Raw genomic sequence first — 17,563 nt, 5'->3', positions numbered from 1 at the left:
AGCACCGGATCGCCGCCTACAGTGGGGGCATGGCATCCCTCCCGGGCTCGACGTACGGCGCGAATCGGGCAATCGTCACGATCACCGTCAACCCGGCGCTCGACCTCAGCACCTCGACGGCAACTGTCGTGAGCGAGCACAAGCTACGGTGCGGCCCGACCCGGCTCGACCCGGGCGGCGGCGGCATCAACGTGTCGCGTGTGGTGCACCGCCTCGGCGGGGAGTCGCTCGCCATCTTCGCGGTGGGCGGACTCACCGGCGAGTCGCTGCGCCGCATGCTCGACACCGAGGGCATCTCCAGCCGCGCCATCCCCATCGCCGGCACCACCAGGCAGAGCTTCACCGTGGACGAGACCGACACCGACAAGCAGTTCCGCTTCGTGTTGCAGGGCCCGGAGCTCACGGAGGCCGAATGGCGCTCCTGCCTCTCCGCGCTCGAGCAGACGATCGTGACGGGCGGCTACGTGGTGGCGAGCGGCAGCCTGCCGCCGGGAGTACCCGACGACTTCTACGCTCGAGTTGCGCGCCTGGCCCGCGACCGCGACGCGCGACTCGTGCTGGATGCGTCTGGCGACTCCCTGCGCGAGGCGCTCTCCGAGGGCGTCTACCTGATCAAGCCGAGCCGGCGGGAGCTCGGCGAACTCGTCGGCGAGAGTCTCGAGACCGATCAGAGCGAGGCGGATGCGGCATCCGAACTGGTGGCCAAGGGCTCCACCGAGCTCGTGGCCCTCACCCGCGGCGCGGAGGGCGCCCTGCTCGCGTCTGCAGCGGGGATCTCCCGGCTGGCCGTTCCCCCGGTGCGCGTGCAGAGCACGGTCGGAGCCGGCGACGGCTTCCTCGGCGCCTTCGTGCTGCGTCTCGCCCAGGGTCGCGACCCTGAGGCCGCATTCCGCACGGCCGTCGCCGCGGGAACCGCCACCACCATGACCCCGGCCACCAACCTCTGCCGACCCGAAGACGTGGCCGCCCTCGAGGCGCAGCTGTCGTCGACGACGCACTGAGCCGCTCGCGCTACCTCTGGAGCGCCGCGACCCTGCGTCGAAGGTCCGCATCACTGGGCTCGACCATGTGGCTGTCGTCGGCAAACACGATCACCGGAATGTTGGTGCGCCCGCTGATGGCGTAAGCCCGCTCGGCTCCCGTGATGTCGGCCTCGAGGTCCACGTAGTCGTAGGCCACGCCCAGCTCGTCGAGGACGCTCTTCGACCGGCGGCAGTCAATGCACCAGTCGGCGCCGTACATCGTGATGGGTTTGCTCATGTGTGGGGCAACCGGGGTGGGGGCGGGGGAATTCCCGCGGGGGTCGTGGCGACTCACCTCGTGCGCGGACACCACCCGGGCTCCGACTTCGATGTCATTGCGGAAATCACTGGGCAGCCGACCGTCTGGATTGCGGCACGCGGAACCGTGCGCTGACGCTGTCGACCTGCCGCCGCACCCCTCGCACTGGGGATTCAGGAGCAGAGGGAAACTCGATAACGTCGAAGCCTGTCGATGCGTCCGAAGGAACTGGGGGATCAGCAATGCCGGGATTCGCCGTGATCGACTTCGAGACGACGGGGCTGTTTCCGGGCGGACACGACCGGGTGATCGAGGTGGCCGTGGTGCACCTCGATCCAGACGGGCGCATCACGGGGGAGTGGGACACGCTCGTGAACCCGGGGCGCGACCTGGGTCCGCAGCGCATCCACCGCATCCGTGCGAGCGACGTGCTCGAGGCGCCCACCTTCGCCCAGATCGCGCCCCGGCTCGTCGAGCTGCTCTCGGGACGCGTGGTGGTGGCCCACAACGCGAGCTTCGACACGCGGTTTCTGTTCGCCGAGCTCGAGCGGGCCGGATACTCGGGCTGGTTCACCCTCGAAAGCCTCTGCACCATGCAGCTCGCGCGCGACTTTCTGCCCGGCGCCGGGCGCTCGCTCGAGGACTGCTGCGCCGCCTTCGACATCGAACTGGACGGCGCGCACCGAGCATCCGTCGACGCCCGCGCCACGGCGCAACTTCTCGACGCCTACATTCTGCACAATCCGATGTGGGACGGATGGACCGCCCGCCTCGAGCGCGCGGCCAGCGAGTGGCCGCCCATGCCCGCAATCGCGGTGGCGTGGCATCCGCGAGGCACCGAGCACGCCGATCCGAAGACCTTCCTCGAGCGAATCACCGTCAAGTTGCCCGAGCACGCGGGGCCGGGCGAGCACCTCGACTACCTCGCGCTGCTCGACCGGTGCCTGCTCGACCGCAACCTCACCGCGCACGAGGCGACCGCGCTCGTCGCGTTGGCCGAGTCGCTGGGGATCAGCCGCGACACCTGCCAGGCACTGCACCGGCAGTACTTCGACGATCTCACCGCGATCGCCTGGGTGGATGGCGTGCTCACCGTGGACGAGATGGCCGACCTCCTGGCCGTGGCCCGGTTGCTGTCGCTGCCAAGCGCGGCGGTGACGCGCGCCCTGCAGGAGCCGGCCGCGCCCCTCGCCGTGCCCGATCGCCTCGGCTTCCGGCTCGAGCCGGGCGACCTCGTCGTGCTCACGGGCGAGATGACCCGATCCCGCGACGATTGGCAGCTCGAGCTCACCCGGCGTGGCTTCGTGCCGTGGGCCGCCGTGACCAAAAGGGTCAAGCTGCTCGTGGCCGCCGACCCCGACTCGCTCTCCGGTAAGGCCCGCAAGGCGCGTGAATACGACATCACCGTCGTCGGCGAGCAACACCTCAGGAAGATGCTCGATGCCTGACCTCAGCACGATGCGGTCGCGCCCGGCCGCCCAATCGCTCATCGAGAAGCTGCTCGCGCTGCACGACGCGCGGCCGGCGCAGTCCGGGCTGGCGAGGCTCTTCGGGGTGTCTCCGCTAAACGCCGCGGAGACGCCCTGGTATGTGGGCGCGCGAGGCGAGATCGCGGTGGCCCGGGCTCTCGCGGGGCTGCCTGCCGAATGGACCGTGCTGCACTCCGTGCCCGTGGGCAGGAAGGAGAGCGACATCGATCACCTGCTCGTGAGCCCGGCGGGTGTCTTCACCATCAACACCAAACACCACAGCGGCAAGAGGATCTGGGTGGGAGGGCGCGGATTCCTCGTGTCCGGGCAGAAGCAGCCCTACGTCCGAAATGCCGAATCCGAGGCGGCGAGTGTCGGTCGACTGATCGCCAGGCACCTGCCGGACGCCACTCTTGTGCGTTCGATGATCGTTCTCGTCGACCCGGGGTCGGTCAGAATCAGGAAGAGGCCGGAGCTCGTCACGGTGATCGACGCGCGGCACCTGGTGCGCTGGCTCGTCACGCAGCCGGTCATGCTCGGTCCATCCGAGGTCGCGGATCTCGCCCACCTCCTCGACAACCCGGCCGTGTGGCGGGAGACCCCCGCTTCGGCGGCGGATGCCCCTGGCCGCTTCGCGGCGCTCGATGCGGCCGTGCGGTCTGCCGCGCAGCGCCAGACGCTCTGGGCCGGCGGCGGGGTCGTGCTGCTCGTCGGCGCCTGCATGGTCGTGGCGTCCCGACTTCTCGGGGTCGCGTAGGGCGGCCTCTCGTCCCGACCCGCAGAGCGCAAGCTCGCGCTCGCGGTCCTGCGCGAGTCCGGTACCGTGTGCAGATGTCCGAACTCCAGCCCGGCCTCTACCGTCACTACAAGGGAAACCTCTACGACGTCGTCGGCACGGCCACGCACTCCGAGACCGAGGAGACGCTGGTCGTGTACCGGGCCTTGTACGGCGACAACGGACTGTGGGTGCGACCACTCGCCATGTTCCGGGAGACCGTCGAGATCGACGGGCAGAGCGTCCGTCGGTTCGCGCGAGTCGAGTAGCGGGCGCCGTCGACAAACCACCATGGCGCACGCGGCACGCGGGCACGACCTAGCTCAGCGGATCGAACCAGCGAAGAGCGGCGAGGCGCCCGAAGCCCGAGTCGTGGCTCGCGAGACGGAGTCCGTGCGAGATCGCGAGCGCCGCGAGATGCGCGTCGGGCACGTCGTTCGCCACCCACGAGCCGTCGCCGAGAAGCTCACGCATCACGGATGCATGATCGGGCGTAGCCCGGGTGGTCCAGCCACCGCTCGACCTGTTCCCCGGCCGATGCAACGGAGATCGGTCGCGCGTGGATTTGAGGGTTGCCGACCAGGCGCACGAAGGCGTTCAGGCTCTCCCACGGCAGGCCGATGCGGTCCCTCGCTGCGAACTGCCGATCGAGCCGGGCGAGGGAGCGGTCGTGCTGGGGCGAGGACTTCGAGAATGCGCAGACGAGCAGACTTGCGTCCACGAGCATCATCGAAAGTCCTCGCCCTCCGCGGCCGCGAGAGCCGTGCTCACGTTCGTCACGTCAACCAGCGCGGTTCCCAGATCCACCGGAGTCGTGGGGGAGTGGTCGACGCCGCTCGGCTCGTTCGACAGCTGGAGAAGGCCGGCGCGAAGGGCGTCGTTCAACACCTGTTTGAAGCGCCTCCCGTCTCTCACACGGATCCGCTCGATCTCGGCGGCGACATCCGGATCAATCGTCACTGTCGTTCTCATTTACCGGGGGTACCGCCGAATTGATGCTGTGATGCCCTTGCCAGTTTCGCCGAAGCATTTCCCGGTGCTGGGTGCAGGCGAAGCACGTGCAATCGGCATCGTGCGGGCCGAGGACCACACCGGTACGCGGCAGATGGGCGAGGCTGGGGTAGTCGCGAAAGCTGCACCGCGGCACGGTCGAGCACATCGACCCGTCGTCGTACACGACACGACCGAGGAGCTCGTACGGCTTGAGCGCCGGCACCTCGAGCAACGGCTCGTCATCGTGGTACGGACACAGCTCGTGGTGCTCGGGCAGCCGGTCAACCGAGTAGGCCAACGCGTAGTAGCGCACCGTGGCGGGGGAGTCCGTGAGTGCGGCGAGGAGATCGTCGGGGTGCTCCTCGATCGACCCAATCGCCTGGCCGGAGACCTTCCTGGTGAAGAGCAGCCGAAGGTTCTCATCCATTCCCATCACCCACAGCCCCTGGGCGAGCACCCCGCCAGAGAAGATCTCTCCGTGCAGAATCTGATGGATGTCGTAGCCGGCTTCGATGATCATTGCCCGAAGCTAGACCCAGCACCGGTGTCGTCGAGGCCAATGATGGAACCCTGTGGACAAGGTGCGGGAGAACGCACCGGAGGGGGCGTCGAAGGCCGGGTATCGTTCCCGGCACTACGCTCGAAGCATGAGCCACACCGCGGCGCAGATCGTTCAATCCGCGACTCGACTCCGGCGACTGAGCGACGAATCGGCCTGGCAGTTGATCCGAGCCCAGAATGCGCACCTGATCCTCGCGATCCTGCGCGGCAACTTCGTGGAGTCCGGCGAGTCTCGGGTGGGCGCACCGATCCTCTTCGAACGGGTCGACGACGATCTCGTGGCCCTGCGGGATGCCGGCTACGACCTGCCCCAGACGGCCCAGCAGTACTGTGCGTCCTGGCTCAACCAGGGCTTTCTCGAGCGGCGCCCAGGCGAGACAGGCGGCGACGAGACATACGAGTTGTCGAGCGAGGCCCTGGCGGCGATCGGCATCGTGAGCGACCTGGAGACGCCGCCGAAGTCAGCAACCGAAAGCCGGCTGACCACGGTGATGTCGCAACTCGACCAGCTGGTGATCGACACCGACGAAGACACGGCCTCGCGGGTGGAGGCCCTGGAGCGCGACCGCGACCGGATCACCGCCAGAATCGACGCCATCCGTGCTGGACGGTCCGGCACGATCGACGACAGGGTCGCACTGGAACGGGTTCGCGACATCCTTTCCCTTGCCGACCAGCTTCCGGCCGACTTCGCCAGGGTGCGGCGAGAGATCGAGCGTCTCAACATCCGTTTTCGCAAGGACATCATCGAGAACGAGGGCGGCCGCGGCGAGGTACTCGAGGCCCTGTTCCGCGGTGTCGACGTGCTGGCCGAACAGGAGGCAGGCCGCAGTTTCCAGGCCTTCTACGCCCTGCTGACCGACCTCGAGCGCAGCTCGGCACTGGATGCCGCGATCGAGACGGTTCTCGCGCGAGGCTTCGTCGGCGATCTGACGCCGCAGCAGCGGGAGTTTCTGCGCGACCTGGTGCCGAGCCTCGGCCAGCGGGGCGGCGAGGTACACGACGTCTACGTCTCGCTCTCCCGTTCCCTGCGCAACTTCGTGCAGCGACGTGAATTCGAGGAGGAGCGCACGGTTACCAGGCTGCTCACCAACGCGCAGCGCCGATTCGGCGCGCTGAGCGAGACCGTTCCGCTTCACCGGCCCACCGGGTTCGAGCTGGCGCTGAGCCAGGCCAGGCTGTCCTCGGTTGGGCAGTGGGCGCTCTTCAGCGACGACGGCGAACGGCCGGCGGCGCTGCTCGAGAACGTGGCGCACGAGATCGACCTGGAGCAGATTCGCGCGATCATTCGGGAGAGCGAGATCGACATGCGCGAGTTGCAGCAGAATGTGAGCCGCACGCTCGAGAAGACCGGCGTGGCCAGCATTTCAGACGTGCTCACCAGCTTTCCGGCGACCCAGGGATTTGGCAGTGTCGTCGGCCTCGTCTACATTGCCCTGCAGAGCCGCGAAAGCGGCGCAGCGATCGAGATAGACGGACAAACCGAGGTGGTGCAGTGGAACCGAGAGCCCGCCCGATTCGCTCGAGTGCCTCGTTTGCTATTCAGCGCACCAACACCGGAAGGGGGAACCAATGCCCGATAGCGTGACCACCGACGGCGTCGAGACTGCGGATGCCGCCGACGAGATCTCGGATGCCGCTTCGCTCTTCGTCGGCGACACCGGCGTTCTCGACATCGACACTCGGCGCGCAATCGTGCGCCTCATCCGGGGTCCATTCCTCGATGGCGGCGCCGACGAGGCGGTCTGGGCCGCCCTGCAGCGAAACGACGGCGTGGTGAGGCAGTTCCTTTCGGAGATCTTCCTCACGCTCGTGGTGGACGATGCGGAGCGGATCGCGTTCGCGCAGCAGGGCGAAGAGGCCGACGTGGCGTTCCCGAAGCTGCTCCGCCGAGTGCCGCTGACCCTCGTCGACAGCGCCCTGCTGCTGTTTCTGCGGCAGCAGTTGTCGACAGTGAGCGGAACCGGCCAGCGCGCGATAGTGGGGCTCGACGACATCACCGCCCAGTTGCAGCCGTACCAGCGGCAGGGTGCATCCGACCATTCGATCCACGCCAAGCGGATCAACGCGGCGGTGACGAAGATGCGCGACAACGGCATCCTCCGCGCGACAAGCACCGAGGCGCGATTCGAGGTGTCGCCGGTGCTGCGCATCCTGTTCCCGCCCGAACAGATCGCGGCCCTCACGGAGGCCTACGACAGGCTCGGGGAGCCCGACGCGCAGGACAGTGGCGACGCGGAGGACCGCACCGGCACGGAGACTGAGGACACGACAGATGACTGACACCGTGCACACCCTCGACGGCATCGGCGACCTCGCCGCCGGCGGCCTCGACGAGCTCTGGGGAACCGCGGATGCCGTGCGCCCGCATCCGGGGCAGCACCGGCTCACGGGCATCCAGCTGGTCAACTGGGGTACATTCGCCGGACACCACTCGATTCCGGTGTCGGAGCGGGGCTTTCTCATCACCGGCGCGTCCGGTTCTGGCAAGTCTTCGCTACTCGACGCCATCTCGGTCGTGCTGGTACCGGCGAAGTGGCTCGACCTGAACGCCGCCGCCCGCGACACCGCGGCCAAGGGTCGGGACCGGAATCTCACCAGCTACGTGCGCGGCGCCTGGTCTCGCAACACCGACGAGAGTTCCGGCGAGGTCGCCACCAAGCATCTACGACCGGGCGCCACCTGGTCGGCGATCGGGCTGCGGTACAGCAACGGACTCGGCGTCGAGACAATGCTCGTGCGCGTGTTCTGGGCGGCACGCGGCGTGAACAGCGACGACAGCATCACCAAGGTGAGTCTGATTCTCGACAGCGACTTCGACCTGCGGGCTCTCGAAGAGGTGGTGCAAGACGGCCTCAACCTCCGCACGGTGAAATCGAAGTTGTCTCCGCTGTTTGCCGCCACCGACTTCTCCAGCTTCGCCGACAAGTTCAGCCGACGGCTCGGAATCTCGGGGGATCGGGCCCTTCGACTGCTGCACAAGACCCAGTCGACGAAGGGACTCGCCAACCTCGACACACTGTTGCGCGACTTTATGCTCGACGAACCGCGAACCTTCGAGGCGGCCACTCGCACGGTCGAACAGTTCGTGGAGCTCGAAGACGCCTACCGCTCGGTGCAGCGTGCCGAACGCCAGGTGGAGCGACTCGCTCCGGTCCGCGTGCTGGCGCGCGAGCGTTCCGAGGCGCTGACCGCTGCCGCCCGACTCGACGATGAGCAGGAGTCGAGCGACGCGTTCCGGGTGGCGCGGTCGATCGAAATCCATCGCCGAGAGCTCGAACGGCTCGAGCGCTCCATCGTGGACGGCGAGGTGGCAGAGACAGCAGCGGCGGTGCGCGCAACGGATGTCGAGGCGCAGCTGCGCGCGCTGCACGAGCAGCATGGTCGCGCCGGCGGGTATCAACTCGAGGCCTGGCGCGGCCAGATCGCCACGCTCACGGACCAGCTTGCCGGCCCGCAGCGCGCCCGCACCCTGCTACGGGAGAAGCTCGCCATCCTCGGCTCACCCGAGCCGGAGGATGCCGCCCAGTTCGCCGCTCTCGTCGCGCAGGCCAGGAACGAGGCCGTCGCCATCGAAGGCGCAACCGAGTCTCTTGCGGAGCACCGGGTGGAGGCCCGGCTTCGTGAGGGCGAGCTCGTGCAGAGCCTCACCGACGTGCGTGCACAGCTCGCCGCACTCGCCCGCCAACCGTCCAACCTCGCGAGCGAGGATCTGGCCATGCGGGATCGCCTCGCGGCCGAGCTCAACGTGAGTCCGAAGCGGCTGCCGTTCGTCGCCGAACTGCTCGAAGTGCCGCCGGAGCACGCGGCCTGGCGGGGCGCGATCGAACGGTTGCTCGGCGGATTCTCCCGCTCGGTGATCGTGCCAGAGTCCCTGTACGCCGCCGCATCCGAGTACATCAATGCCACCCACCTCGGGCGCAAACTGCTCTACAACCGGGTCGCGGTCGGGTCGCTCGACTCGGTGCTTCCCGTGGGGCGGGACTCGGTGGTGCGCAAGATCGCCGTGGCTGAGAGCGATTTCGCGCCCTGGCTCAATGCGGAACTCAGCCGTCGTTTCGACTACGCCTGCGCGGACGGCATCGCGCGATTCCGCTCAGAGGAACGGGCGATCACCGCCGCTGGTCAGATCAAACACGGCAGGGTTCGGCACGAGAAGGACGACCGCCGGCCGATCGACGACCGGCGCTCCTGGGTACTCGGCTTCGACAACCACGACAAGAACGAGCTGTTCCGACAGGATGAAGCCCGGCTGGCCGCCGAACTCGACGCGGCGAAGGGCTCCCTCGACGAGGTGCGCGACCAGCAGCGGCAGAATGGCGCTCGCCTCGAGGCCTGCCAGCACATCGCGAACCTGCACTGGGACGACGTGAACGCCGGCGGCCTGCTCGAGCGCATTCACGACCTGCAGACGCAAGTGACCACCTATTCGGCGGCGTCGGGGGAACTCGCTCAGCTCGATCGCCAGCTCGAGGAACTCGGCCGGGAGGCGGCCACCGCCCGCGCCGACGCCAACGCCGCCGCCGGCACGGTGGCCGCCGAGCGGGCAGAGTACGACCGTCGTCGCGCCGGGTTGGCGGAGGCCGAGGCGGAACAACACGGCCTCGCCCCGGTCGAGACCGGCACGCAGCAGAGGCTAGAAACACGATTCGCCTCCCTCGCTCGAGCGGTCACGCTCGACAGGCTGGGGGAGACCATCGCGAAAATGACTCTCCAGATCAGCCGCGAGCTGGAGTCGGTTCGCCGGTCGATCGCCGAGTCGGAAAGCAAGCTCGTGCAGATCTTCACGGCATTCTGCGCCGAGTGGCCAGCGGATGCCGCAGACGTGGACACGCAGATCGCGAGCACGCCCGACTACCTCGCCATTCTCGAACGGATCGAATTCGACGGCCTCCCGAAGTTCCAGGAACGATTCCGGGACCTGCTGCAGACCCAGTCGAACCAGAACCTGGCGCAGTTGGTGCAACTGATGGCGCAGGAGCAGAAGGAGGTGCGCAAGCGAATCCAGCCGGTGAACGATTCGCTGGCCTCGGTCGACTTCAACCCGGGCACCCACCTCGAGCTCAAGGTGAAGGACCGCATGCTGCCCGAGGTGAAACAGTTTCGAGCGGATGTGCAGGTCGTGCTCGAGAACTCGCTCACGACATCCGCTTCGGAGGCCGCCGCCAAGTACGACGCGCTGCACGCCCTGGTCACCCGGCTCGGCAGCAGCACCTTCGCCGATCGAACCTGGCGCGAACTCGTGCTCGACGTGCGCAAGCACGTGGAGTTTCAGGGACTCGAACGCACGGCGGACGGGTCAGTGGTGGATATCCACACCTCCGGAGACGGGCGGTCCGGTGGCCAGCGGGTGAAGCTCGTGACCTTCGCCCTGGCCGCGGCGCTGCGCTATCAGCTCGGCGGACACAAGGCGGTGACCCCGCTCTACGGCACGGTGATCATTGACGAGGCATTCGACAAGGCCGACGCCGAATTCACCGAGGGGTCGATGCGCATTTTCGAGCAGTTCGGCTTTCAGATGATCCTTGCCACCCCGCTGAAGATGGTGCAGACGCTGAGCGAATTCATCGGGGGAGCGGCGCTCGTGACGATCCGCAACCGGAACGAATCGTCGCTCAGCCACCTCGAAATCACCGATCTGTCCGGGGCCGATCTGACTGGGGCCGATGTGTCCGGCACCGAACTGTGATGGCATCGCCAGAACTCCCGTGGCACTGAGGAGCGGGGCGATGAAGACCGTGGCGACGGTGCGCACCGAGGCCGCGGTGCGTTTCGAGAAGAACTTCGCCGGCTGGGCGCAGGAAGCCGAGGAGCCAGCACAGTCCTGGCCGCTGTCCTTCTCGCTCGGGGCCCCGGACGAGCGACTCGCGCTGGCCGACTTCGACGGGGCGTCCGCCTGGGCGCGAAGCTGGCTGGACCTCACCCTCGACGGCCCCGCCCGCGTCGTGACGGCGCAGCGGTCCTGGCGAAGCGGGTCGCAACGCATTCCGACGCATCTCGTGTTCGACCGAGCGGACGCCGTGGCCGCGTTCGTGCGGCGAGCCGGGGAGTGGATCGCCGCGCTCGGTCGGCTTGGCGACCTGCGTGCAGACTGGGGCGTCCTGCAGCGCCTCGACCGGCGTACTTTCACACAGCTCGCTGGACTCGATCGGGTCGAATGGTCCCGCATCCGCGCCTTTCTGCGGTGGGTGGATTCGCATCCCACATCGGGGTTGCTTCCACGACAACTTCCCATCCCCGGGGTCGACAGCAAGTGGTTCGAGGGCCGACGAGCGCTGTGCGGCGCGCTTCGCGGGGCGACCATCGTCCGCGAAGGCGAAGGCGAAGGCGAAGGTGACGGGTTCGGCCTCCGCGCCCTCGAACCGCCACTCACCCTGCGGGTGCTCGACGAGAGACTGCGCTCACGTGTGGGCGGACTCACCGACTTTTCGGCCCAACCAGGCGTTCTCGCCGAGCTCGACTGGACTCCGAGCCTGGTGGTCGTCTGCGAGAACCTGCAATGCGCGTACTCCTTTGGCGATCTTCCAGGAGCGGTGCTCATCGCGAAGCAGGGCTACGCCGTAGACGTGTTGCACCGTTTGCCGTGGCTCGCGACCGCCAGAATCCTCTACTGGGGCGACCTCGACACACACGGGTTCGCCATTCTCAACCGGTTTCGCAGCTATTTTCCCGAGGCCGAGTCGCTGCTGATGGACGAGCAGACCCTGCGCGGCAATGAGCCGCTGTGGGCAACCGAGCCCTCGCAGAACACTCAATCCCTTTCGCTCCTCACAGCGCCAGAGCACGCAGTCCTCGACGGGCTGCGAGCGGGAGTGTACGGCAAGCGGGTTCGACTGGAGCAGGAACGGATCCCTTGGGTCGATGTTGAGAGCGCTGTGAATGCGGCACTCGGCCGACCGGCGATCCCGGCGTAGGGCACCGGGCAGCACCTCAGGGCCGCAGGGACTGCTCCATGCACTGGCGAACCTCGACCGGGGACTCGACAATCGCGGCGACGCTCGCCGCGATCTCGACCGCGCGGGACTCGTCCGGCACCTTCACCACCCAGTATCGGGAGAGCGGCGCGTCTGAGACGGTGAACGAGCCGCGGCTCGTGGCCCCGTCCCGGCCGACGAGGGTCGCGGCATCTGCCGCTTCGAGCACCTCGGAGTAGACCAGTTCTCCGCTCTGGGCCAGCTCGTCGTCGAGGCGCACCATGAAGGCCACCATCCGTTCGATCCACTCGGTCGGTTTCGCGTGCAGTTCCGCCCGTTCGCCGAACACCATGATCATGAATCTCATCGCCGCTCCGATCCGTTGCTCCCACTGTGACAGCAACGTGCGCCCACCGCCATCGAAATGGGCGCCATCGAATGGGGCGCTTCGAAAGACGGGCCCCATCCAGCCCGCGCAGAAGGCGCGAGCGCGCGAAAAGCGAGTCATTAGTACACAACAACTAACTATCGGCGCTCCACGACGACGCCCCTGCACCTGCAGGCGCCCGCGACCGCAACCGCGACGCGCACCGGAATGTTGAACACGGATCACCCCCGCTACAAGTGGGTCGCACTGAGCAACACGACGCTCGGGATGCTCATGGCCACCATCAACGGGTCGATCGTGCTCATCTCGCTTCCGGCGATCGTCGAGGGCATCAAGCTCGACCCGCTGCAACCGGGCAATGTCAGCTACCTGCTCTGGATGGCTGACGGGCTACATCCTCGTGACCGCCGTGCTCGTGGTGAGTTTCGGGCGTCTCGGCGACATCTACGGGCGCGTGCGCATCTACAACCTCGGATTCGTGATCTTCACGGTCGCCGGGAACGCCCTCGTCTTCGACCCGTTCACATTTTCTTCTCCCTCATGACCGCCGGACTCGCGGACACCCTCCCGAACGCCCTCCGCAGCGGGCTCACTTCGCACGGCGTCGGTACGGCGGCGGCCAGCCAGGTGGCCGCGACTCCGCCGGTCGGCAGCCTGTTCGCGGCGTTCCTCGGCTACAACCCGATCGAGAGCATCCTCGGGCCGACCGGGGCGCTCAAGAACCTGTCCGCCACGAACGCCGGGGCACTCACGGGCAAGACGTTCTTCCCCGAGCTGATCTCCCAGCCGTTCCACTCGGGGCTCGCGATCGTGTTCATCACCGCGGCGATCATGTCCCTGATCGGTGCGGCCGCCTCGCTGTCGGCCGGCGGCAAGTACCTGCACGCGGACACCGACCCGGTGGGGACGATCGAGTCTGCGGAGACCGGCGACACGAACGACGCTCGACAGCTCGCCGGCGCGCTCAGCGAGGTGTGATGACCGGCCAGAGTGCCCCTGACGCCGTCCGGAGCGACGCGGGATTCGGTCCCCGCGGCTGGCCGAACGCCCCGAGGCCGAACTGGGATGCGCGCCCTGATCGAGGTGACGGCGCCCGCGGACGGTGACGGCGGGCCCGCCCGATCGACCGCGTGGTCGAGGAACGGGCGCGCCGACGACCCGAGCCGAGTGCCCTACCGCCTGCCAGTGAACATCGGCCACATCGGCACGACTCCGCCCGCCGTGTCCCCGGCATGGCCGAGGTAACCCAGACCGAAGTTCTGCTCGATGGTGGTGAGCAGGGAGTAGTGGTTGTACGCCGTGTGGTCCACGAAATGCCGCGGTCCGGACGCGGTGACCACAATCGCGGGGATGAGCCCGCCACCGTAGGTGCCGCCGGGCCAGCTCGCGCTGATCCGCGGGTCGGCGGCGCTCACGTACGGTGAGTCGCAGCATCCGGCCGCGCTCTCCCAGCCACCCGTCGTGGTGTTGCCGGTGAAGTCGTTCTCGTCGGTGACGATCACGATCGCCGAGCGCTTGGTCCACGACTTCGACCCGGTGATGGTGGCGACCGCCGTCTTCACGAAGGTGTCGGCCTTCTGCTTCAGCGCGGCGTCGTTTGCATCATCCTTGACGCTTCCGTACGGGCACGGTGTCTCGGGGTGCCCGCTGACTGTCGCATAGACGCCACCGTGCATGTCGTTGCACTGGTTGGGGCTAATCCAGACGAACTGCGGCGCCTTCGGCCCGTTGAGGTCGGCGGAGAGCTGGGAGTAGTCCTTCACCTGCGCCATCCGCGCTGGATTGTTCTTCACGTCGTCGAAGAGCACGAACGGGTTATGTTTCTTCGCGTAGAGCGATGCTACGGTGCCGTCGGGGAGGGCCGGACCGAAACGGTCCAGCTTGTTGGCCGGAAGGGTCTCGAGGTAGGCGCCCCAACCGATGTGGTGGGACTCGAGCTGGTCCACGAGGTTCACCCGGTTGAGGTTGAGCACGTTCTGATCGTTGTCATCCTGGATGCCGAAGTTGTCACCGGCGATGGTGGCGATGTAGTTGGGCATCGAGGGATGGGTGACGCCGTAGTAGTTGTCGGCCGTCGAATACTGGCTGGCGAGACTGGTTAGGTACGGCGCATTCGCGTCGCCGATGACGCTTGACTGGGAGTGGTTCTCGAGCATGATCACGAAGATGTGGTCGAAGGACGGCCCGTCACGATGGGCCGACGCACCGTCAGATGCGTCTTGATGGGGAGCCGCACTTGCCGCGGTGGCGGTCAGTGCGAGTACCGCGACGGCCGCCGTGGCGACGGCCGTGAGGCGGGATCTCATGTGCATGGCAGATTCCTTTCGGTATGGAGTTGGCACGAACAGGTAAAGGCTACTGTCCGTCCTCGCCCTGTGCGATGGTTGCCGCCCGTGTGCCACGGGCCACCAGCACGCGGCGGAACCACAGCGTATCCGTCATCCTGGCCAAAAGCGGCCCGGCGACCACGGTGAGCAGAACGTAGGCCGTGGCGAGCGGGGCGAGCCTCGGTTCGATGCCAGACCCGGCGGCCAGGCCGGCGATCACGATCGAGAACTCGCCGCGCGGGGTGAGGGCGAAGCCGGTTCGCCAGCGGCCGGGGATGCCGATGCCCGCCGCGGCAGCCGCGCGATAGCCGGTGAGCGTCTTGGTGGCGATCGTGACGACGGCGAGGATCGCCGCGGGCAGCAGCACCGGAAGGATGCTGGCGGGCTCGGTCGACAGGCCGAAGAAGACGAAGAAGACGGCGGCGAACAGGTCGCGCAGCGGCGAGAGGAGCTGTTGCGAGTTGTGGGCGACGCGCCCGGAGAGGGCGATGCCCACGAGGAACGCGCCGACCGCCGCCGACACGTTCACCTGCTGGGCGACGCCGGCCACGAGCATCGTGAGGCCGAGCACCCCGAGCAGCAGTGACTCCGGGTGTTGGGCGGCGAACAGCCGCGAGATGACCTTGCCATGGCGGAGCGCCACGTAGAGGATCACCACCACCACGAGCACGGCCACCACGAGGGCTGTCGCGCCGGCGAGGAAACCGGCGCCGATCACGAGGGCCGAGAGCACTGGCAGGTAGAACGCCATCGCGAGGTCTTCGATCACGAGAATGGAGAGGATGGTCGGAGTCTCCCGGTTGCTGAGTCGGCGGAGGTCGCGCAGCACCTTGGCGATCACCCCGGACGACGACACCCACGTGACGCCTGCCAGGGCGACAGCGGCGATCGGGCCCCACCCCAGGATGAGCGCGCAGGCTGCACCGGGCAGCGCGTTGAGCACGGCATCCAGGATGCCGGCAAGCCTCGAACGCGTGAGGCTCGTGATGAGCTCCGTCGGCGAGTATTCGAGGCCGAGCATCGCCAGCAACAGGATCACGCCGAGCTCGCTGCCGAACCGAAAGAACTCGTTGCCGGCGTCGAGCGGGGCGAAGCCGCCGACCCCGAACGCGAGCCCGGCGATGAGATAGAGCGGAATCGCGGAGATCCCGATCTTGTCGGCGAACCGGGAAAGCAGGCTCAGTCCCAGCAGTACGGCCCCGACTTCGATGAGGAGCAGGGCGGCGTCATGCATGGGCGATGGGTGCCTTTCAGCCGTCGGTGAGCACGCGGGCGAGCGCGTCGAGGCCCGGCCTGGTGCCCACGGCGATGATGGTGTCCCCGGCCTGCAGCGGCGAATCCGGGGTGGGGGAGGGGATCACGTCCGCGCCGCGCACGATGGCGACAATCGAGGTATGCGTTCGAGTGCGGGCCTTCGTGGCGCCGAGGACCTCGCCCGCATACGGGGATCCGGCCGAGATGAGCAGCTGCTCGGTGAAGAGGCCGGCGGCCTGCTCCCGGATGCCGGCGAGCTGACCCAGCATGAGTGAGGCGCCGAGCACGTCGGCGAGGGCCGCGGCCTCGTCGTCAGTGAGGGCGATCGAGTCGATGGCTTCGTCGGGGTCGTCGACCCCGAACAGCGCGAGCTCCCGCTCCCCGGACCGGTGGGAAACGACGCCGATGCGTCGGCCCTTCTTGGTGATCACGTCATGACGCGTGCCAATGCCCGGCAGATCGACCTTCTCGACTCGTACGCTCACGCCGCAACCCTAACAGGGCCCTCCACCGCGGGTCGTGACGGCCGACCTGCCCGGGATCGACCCGACCACGGTGGACATCGATGTCGACGGCGAGCTGCTCAGCATCCGTGCCGAGCGCACCTCGCCCGCCGGCGACAACGTCACCTGGCTGTCGCACGAGCGCCAGGCCAGGTCCTTCCTGCGCCAGCTCACGCTCGGCCTCAACATCGACACCGAGAAGATCGCCGCTCGCTGCGACAACGGGGTGCTCGACCTGACCCTCCCGGTGAGCGAGAAGGCCCGCGCGCGCAAGAGTGAGATCAGCAACATGTCGGTACCCGCAGCGGATGCCGCCGAGGTCTCGGCCGCCTAGCCGAAGGCACGGAGACAGACAAAGGGAATGGCCCGGAGCAGACGCTCGGGGCCATTCCCTTCCGTGCGGCGCGAGCCGTGGATGCTGCCTAGGCGTTCGAGACGGGCCTGCCCGTCGGGTCCTGGGCCGATTCGTCGGCGAGTCGCGCACCGCCCACGGGCAGCCCGGCCCAGGAAACGAGCGTCCAGCCGTCCTGCGGCGAACCGATCAGCTCGACCACCCCGGTGTTGCCGAGCTCGTTCGTGCCGGCGAAGGTGGGCGGCACGTTGTGCGCCCGAGCCGCCGTCCACACCCGGATCGCCGCTCCGTGACTGAACACCGCGGCCGTGTCGGCTTGCGCTGCCGCGATCTCGATGTCGGCGTCGAAACGCTCGAAGAAGGAGTGCCCGTCCGCGGCGCCCGGCATCGTGACATCCAGGTTTCCGGTGCCCCAGGCGACGATCGTCTCCAGATACGCGCGAACGGATTCCCGATCGCTTCGGCCCTCGAGCGCCCCGGCCTCGATCTCGTGCAGCCCGTGTCCCACCCGCACGTCCAGTCGACGGTCGAGCGAAAGAGGCTCGGCGGTGAGCTGCGTGCGCACGAGCGTCGACGCGAAGATGGCATCGATCGACTCGAAGCGCATCGCCTCGGGAATCACCGCCGCCTGGCGCGCGCCGAGTTCGGTGAGGCCGGGGCCGGGGCTCGCGGTGTCGAGTTGCCCGAGCACGTTGGCCGGGGTCTGGCCGTGACGGATCAGGAGGAGTCGCATGTGCGACCCAGTT

Annotated in this window: 21 protein-coding genes; 11 read left to right on the top strand and 10 right to left on the bottom strand. The window is 67.8% G+C overall.

The window, feature by feature from the left end:
* Positions 1–29 precede the first annotated feature (29 nt).
* On the top strand, positions 30–1,001 hold the full coding sequence (locus tag VIM54_RS13265) for a 1-phosphofructokinase family hexose kinase (RefSeq protein WP_331902000.1): 972 nt from the start codon (positions 30–32) through the stop codon (positions 999–1,001).
* Between the two features lie 10 nt (positions 1,002–1,011).
* Here VIM54_RS13265 and VIM54_RS13260 read toward each other — a convergent pair whose 3' ends face one another.
* Positions 1,012–1,260, bottom strand: a complete 249-nt coding sequence (locus VIM54_RS13260; protein WP_331901999.1) for a glutaredoxin family protein — start codon at positions 1,258–1,260, stop codon at positions 1,012–1,014.
* A gap of 263 nt (positions 1,261–1,523) precedes the next feature.
* Here VIM54_RS13260 and VIM54_RS13255 point away from each other — a divergent pair, with 263 nt between their 5' ends.
* The 3 genes from VIM54_RS13255 to VIM54_RS13245 all read left to right on the top strand — a co-directional run bounded on the left by VIM54_RS13255 (position 1,524) and on the right by VIM54_RS13245 (position 3,794).
* Positions 1,524–2,729: an exonuclease domain-containing protein gene (locus tag VIM54_RS13255; RefSeq protein WP_331901997.1), complete on the top strand. Its 1,206-nt coding sequence runs from the start codon at positions 1,524–1,526 to the stop codon at positions 2,727–2,729.
* Positions 2,722–3,507 (top strand): nuclease-related domain-containing protein, encoded by a 786-nt coding sequence (locus tag VIM54_RS13250; RefSeq protein ID WP_331901995.1) that lies wholly within the window; start codon positions 2,722–2,724, stop codon positions 3,505–3,507. Before VIM54_RS13255 ends, VIM54_RS13250 begins: the two co-directional genes overlap by 8 nt.
* A gap of 74 nt (positions 3,508–3,581) precedes the next feature.
* A complete protein-coding gene (locus VIM54_RS13245; RefSeq protein ID WP_331901993.1) occupies positions 3,582–3,794 on the top strand; it encodes a DUF1653 domain-containing protein in 213 nt (70 codons plus the stop codon).
* Positions 3,795–3,843: 49 nt separating this feature from the next.
* On the opposite strand, the gene VIM54_RS13240 is transcribed toward VIM54_RS13245, so the two are convergent.
* From VIM54_RS13240 to VIM54_RS13225, 4 genes are read right to left on the bottom strand one after another with little or no spacing between them, the layout of a single operon-like run.
* Positions 3,844–4,002, bottom strand: coding sequence for a hypothetical protein (locus VIM54_RS13240; protein ID WP_331901991.1), 159 nt, complete (start codon positions 4,000–4,002; stop codon positions 3,844–3,846).
* Positions 3,992–4,255, bottom strand: a complete 264-nt coding sequence (locus VIM54_RS13235; protein WP_331901989.1) for a hypothetical protein — start codon at positions 4,253–4,255, stop codon at positions 3,992–3,994. Before VIM54_RS13235 ends, VIM54_RS13240 begins: the two co-directional genes overlap by 11 nt.
* The gene (locus VIM54_RS13230) at positions 4,252–4,485 is read right to left on the bottom strand and encodes a hypothetical protein (protein WP_331901987.1); all 234 of its coding nucleotides are present in this window, start codon (positions 4,483–4,485) and stop codon (positions 4,252–4,254) included. The genes VIM54_RS13235 and VIM54_RS13230 overlap by 4 nt, the downstream gene beginning before the upstream one ends.
* Entirely contained in the window at positions 4,475–5,038 is a 564-nt protein-coding gene (locus VIM54_RS13225; RefSeq protein ID WP_331901986.1) for a hypothetical protein, read from the bottom strand. Before VIM54_RS13225 ends, VIM54_RS13230 begins: the two co-directional genes overlap by 11 nt.
* Positions 5,039–5,165: 127 nt before the next feature.
* Between VIM54_RS13225 and VIM54_RS13220 the strand changes: the two genes are divergently transcribed.
* Genes VIM54_RS13220 through VIM54_RS13205 form a run of 4 tightly spaced genes read left to right on the top strand, consistent with a single transcriptional unit; the run spans position 5,166 to position 11,993 of the window.
* Complete coding sequence (locus VIM54_RS13220) at positions 5,166–6,662, top strand: DUF3375 domain-containing protein (RefSeq protein ID WP_331901985.1); 1,497 nt, start codon at positions 5,166–5,168, stop codon at positions 6,660–6,662.
* Positions 6,652–7,362, top strand: coding sequence for a DUF4194 domain-containing protein (locus VIM54_RS13215; protein ID WP_331901983.1), 711 nt, complete (start codon positions 6,652–6,654; stop codon positions 7,360–7,362). The genes VIM54_RS13220 and VIM54_RS13215 overlap by 11 nt, the downstream gene beginning before the upstream one ends.
* The gene (locus tag VIM54_RS13210) at positions 7,355–10,768 is read left to right on the top strand and encodes an ATP-binding protein (RefSeq protein ID WP_331901981.1); all 3,414 of its coding nucleotides are present in this window, start codon (positions 7,355–7,357) and stop codon (positions 10,766–10,768) included. The genes VIM54_RS13215 and VIM54_RS13210 overlap by 8 nt, the downstream gene beginning before the upstream one ends.
* Before the next feature lie 40 nt (positions 10,769–10,808).
* Complete coding sequence (locus tag VIM54_RS13205; RefSeq protein WP_331901979.1) at positions 10,809–11,993, top strand: Wadjet anti-phage system protein JetD domain-containing protein; 1,185 nt, start codon at positions 10,809–10,811, stop codon at positions 11,991–11,993.
* 16 nt (positions 11,994–12,009) lie between these two features.
* On the opposite strand, the gene VIM54_RS13200 is transcribed toward VIM54_RS13205, so the two are convergent.
* Positions 12,010–12,360, bottom strand: a complete 351-nt coding sequence (locus tag VIM54_RS13200) for a hypothetical protein (protein WP_331901978.1) — start codon at positions 12,358–12,360, stop codon at positions 12,010–12,012.
* A 379-nt stretch (positions 12,361–12,739) separates the two neighbouring features.
* On the opposite strand from VIM54_RS13200, the gene VIM54_RS13195 reads away from it, so the two are divergent.
* Together VIM54_RS13195 and VIM54_RS13190 are read left to right on the top strand one after the other, a co-directional pair.
* Positions 12,740–12,925 carry a hypothetical protein gene (locus tag VIM54_RS13195; protein WP_331901977.1) on the top strand — a complete coding sequence of 62 codons (186 nt, stop codon included), beginning with the start codon at positions 12,740–12,742 and terminating at the stop codon, positions 12,923–12,925.
* Entirely contained in the window at positions 12,922–13,359 is a 438-nt protein-coding gene (locus VIM54_RS13190; RefSeq protein ID WP_331901976.1) for a hypothetical protein, read from the top strand. Before VIM54_RS13195 ends, VIM54_RS13190 begins: the two co-directional genes overlap by 4 nt.
* A gap of 194 nt (positions 13,360–13,553) precedes the next feature.
* Here the strand turns inward: VIM54_RS13190 and VIM54_RS13185 are convergent, their stop codons facing one another.
* The 3 genes from VIM54_RS13185 to VIM54_RS13175 are packed head-to-tail and all read right to left on the bottom strand — an operon-like array spanning position 13,554 to position 16,447.
* Positions 13,554–14,693: an alkaline phosphatase family protein gene (locus VIM54_RS13185; RefSeq protein ID WP_331901974.1), complete on the bottom strand. Its 1,140-nt coding sequence runs from the start codon at positions 14,691–14,693 to the stop codon at positions 13,554–13,556.
* Positions 14,694–14,736: 43 nt separating this feature from the next.
* Positions 14,737–15,942 (bottom strand): cation:proton antiporter, encoded by a 1,206-nt coding sequence (locus tag VIM54_RS13180; RefSeq protein ID WP_331901972.1) that lies wholly within the window; start codon positions 15,940–15,942, stop codon positions 14,737–14,739.
* 16 nt (positions 15,943–15,958) lie between these two features.
* Positions 15,959–16,447, bottom strand: coding sequence for a cation:proton antiporter regulatory subunit (locus tag VIM54_RS13175; protein WP_331901971.1), 489 nt, complete (start codon positions 16,445–16,447; stop codon positions 15,959–15,961).
* A 34-nt stretch (positions 16,448–16,481) separates the two neighbouring features.
* Here VIM54_RS13175 and VIM54_RS13170 point away from each other — a divergent pair, with 34 nt between their 5' ends.
* Positions 16,482–16,799, top strand: coding sequence for an Hsp20/alpha crystallin family protein (locus tag VIM54_RS13170; RefSeq protein ID WP_331901969.1), 318 nt, complete (start codon positions 16,482–16,484; stop codon positions 16,797–16,799).
* A gap of 88 nt (positions 16,800–16,887) precedes the next feature.
* Here the strand turns inward: VIM54_RS13170 and VIM54_RS13165 are convergent, their stop codons facing one another.
* Complete coding sequence (locus tag VIM54_RS13165) at positions 16,888–17,550, bottom strand: histidine phosphatase family protein (RefSeq protein ID WP_331901968.1); 663 nt, start codon at positions 17,548–17,550, stop codon at positions 16,888–16,890.
* Positions 17,551–17,563 lie beyond the last annotated feature (13 nt).

Source organism: Lacisediminihabitans sp. (genome assembly GCF_036569425.1).
GTDB lineage: Bacteria > Actinomycetota > Actinomycetes > Actinomycetales > Microbacteriaceae > Lacisediminihabitans.
This window is presented reverse-complemented; position numbering and strand designations above follow the sequence as displayed.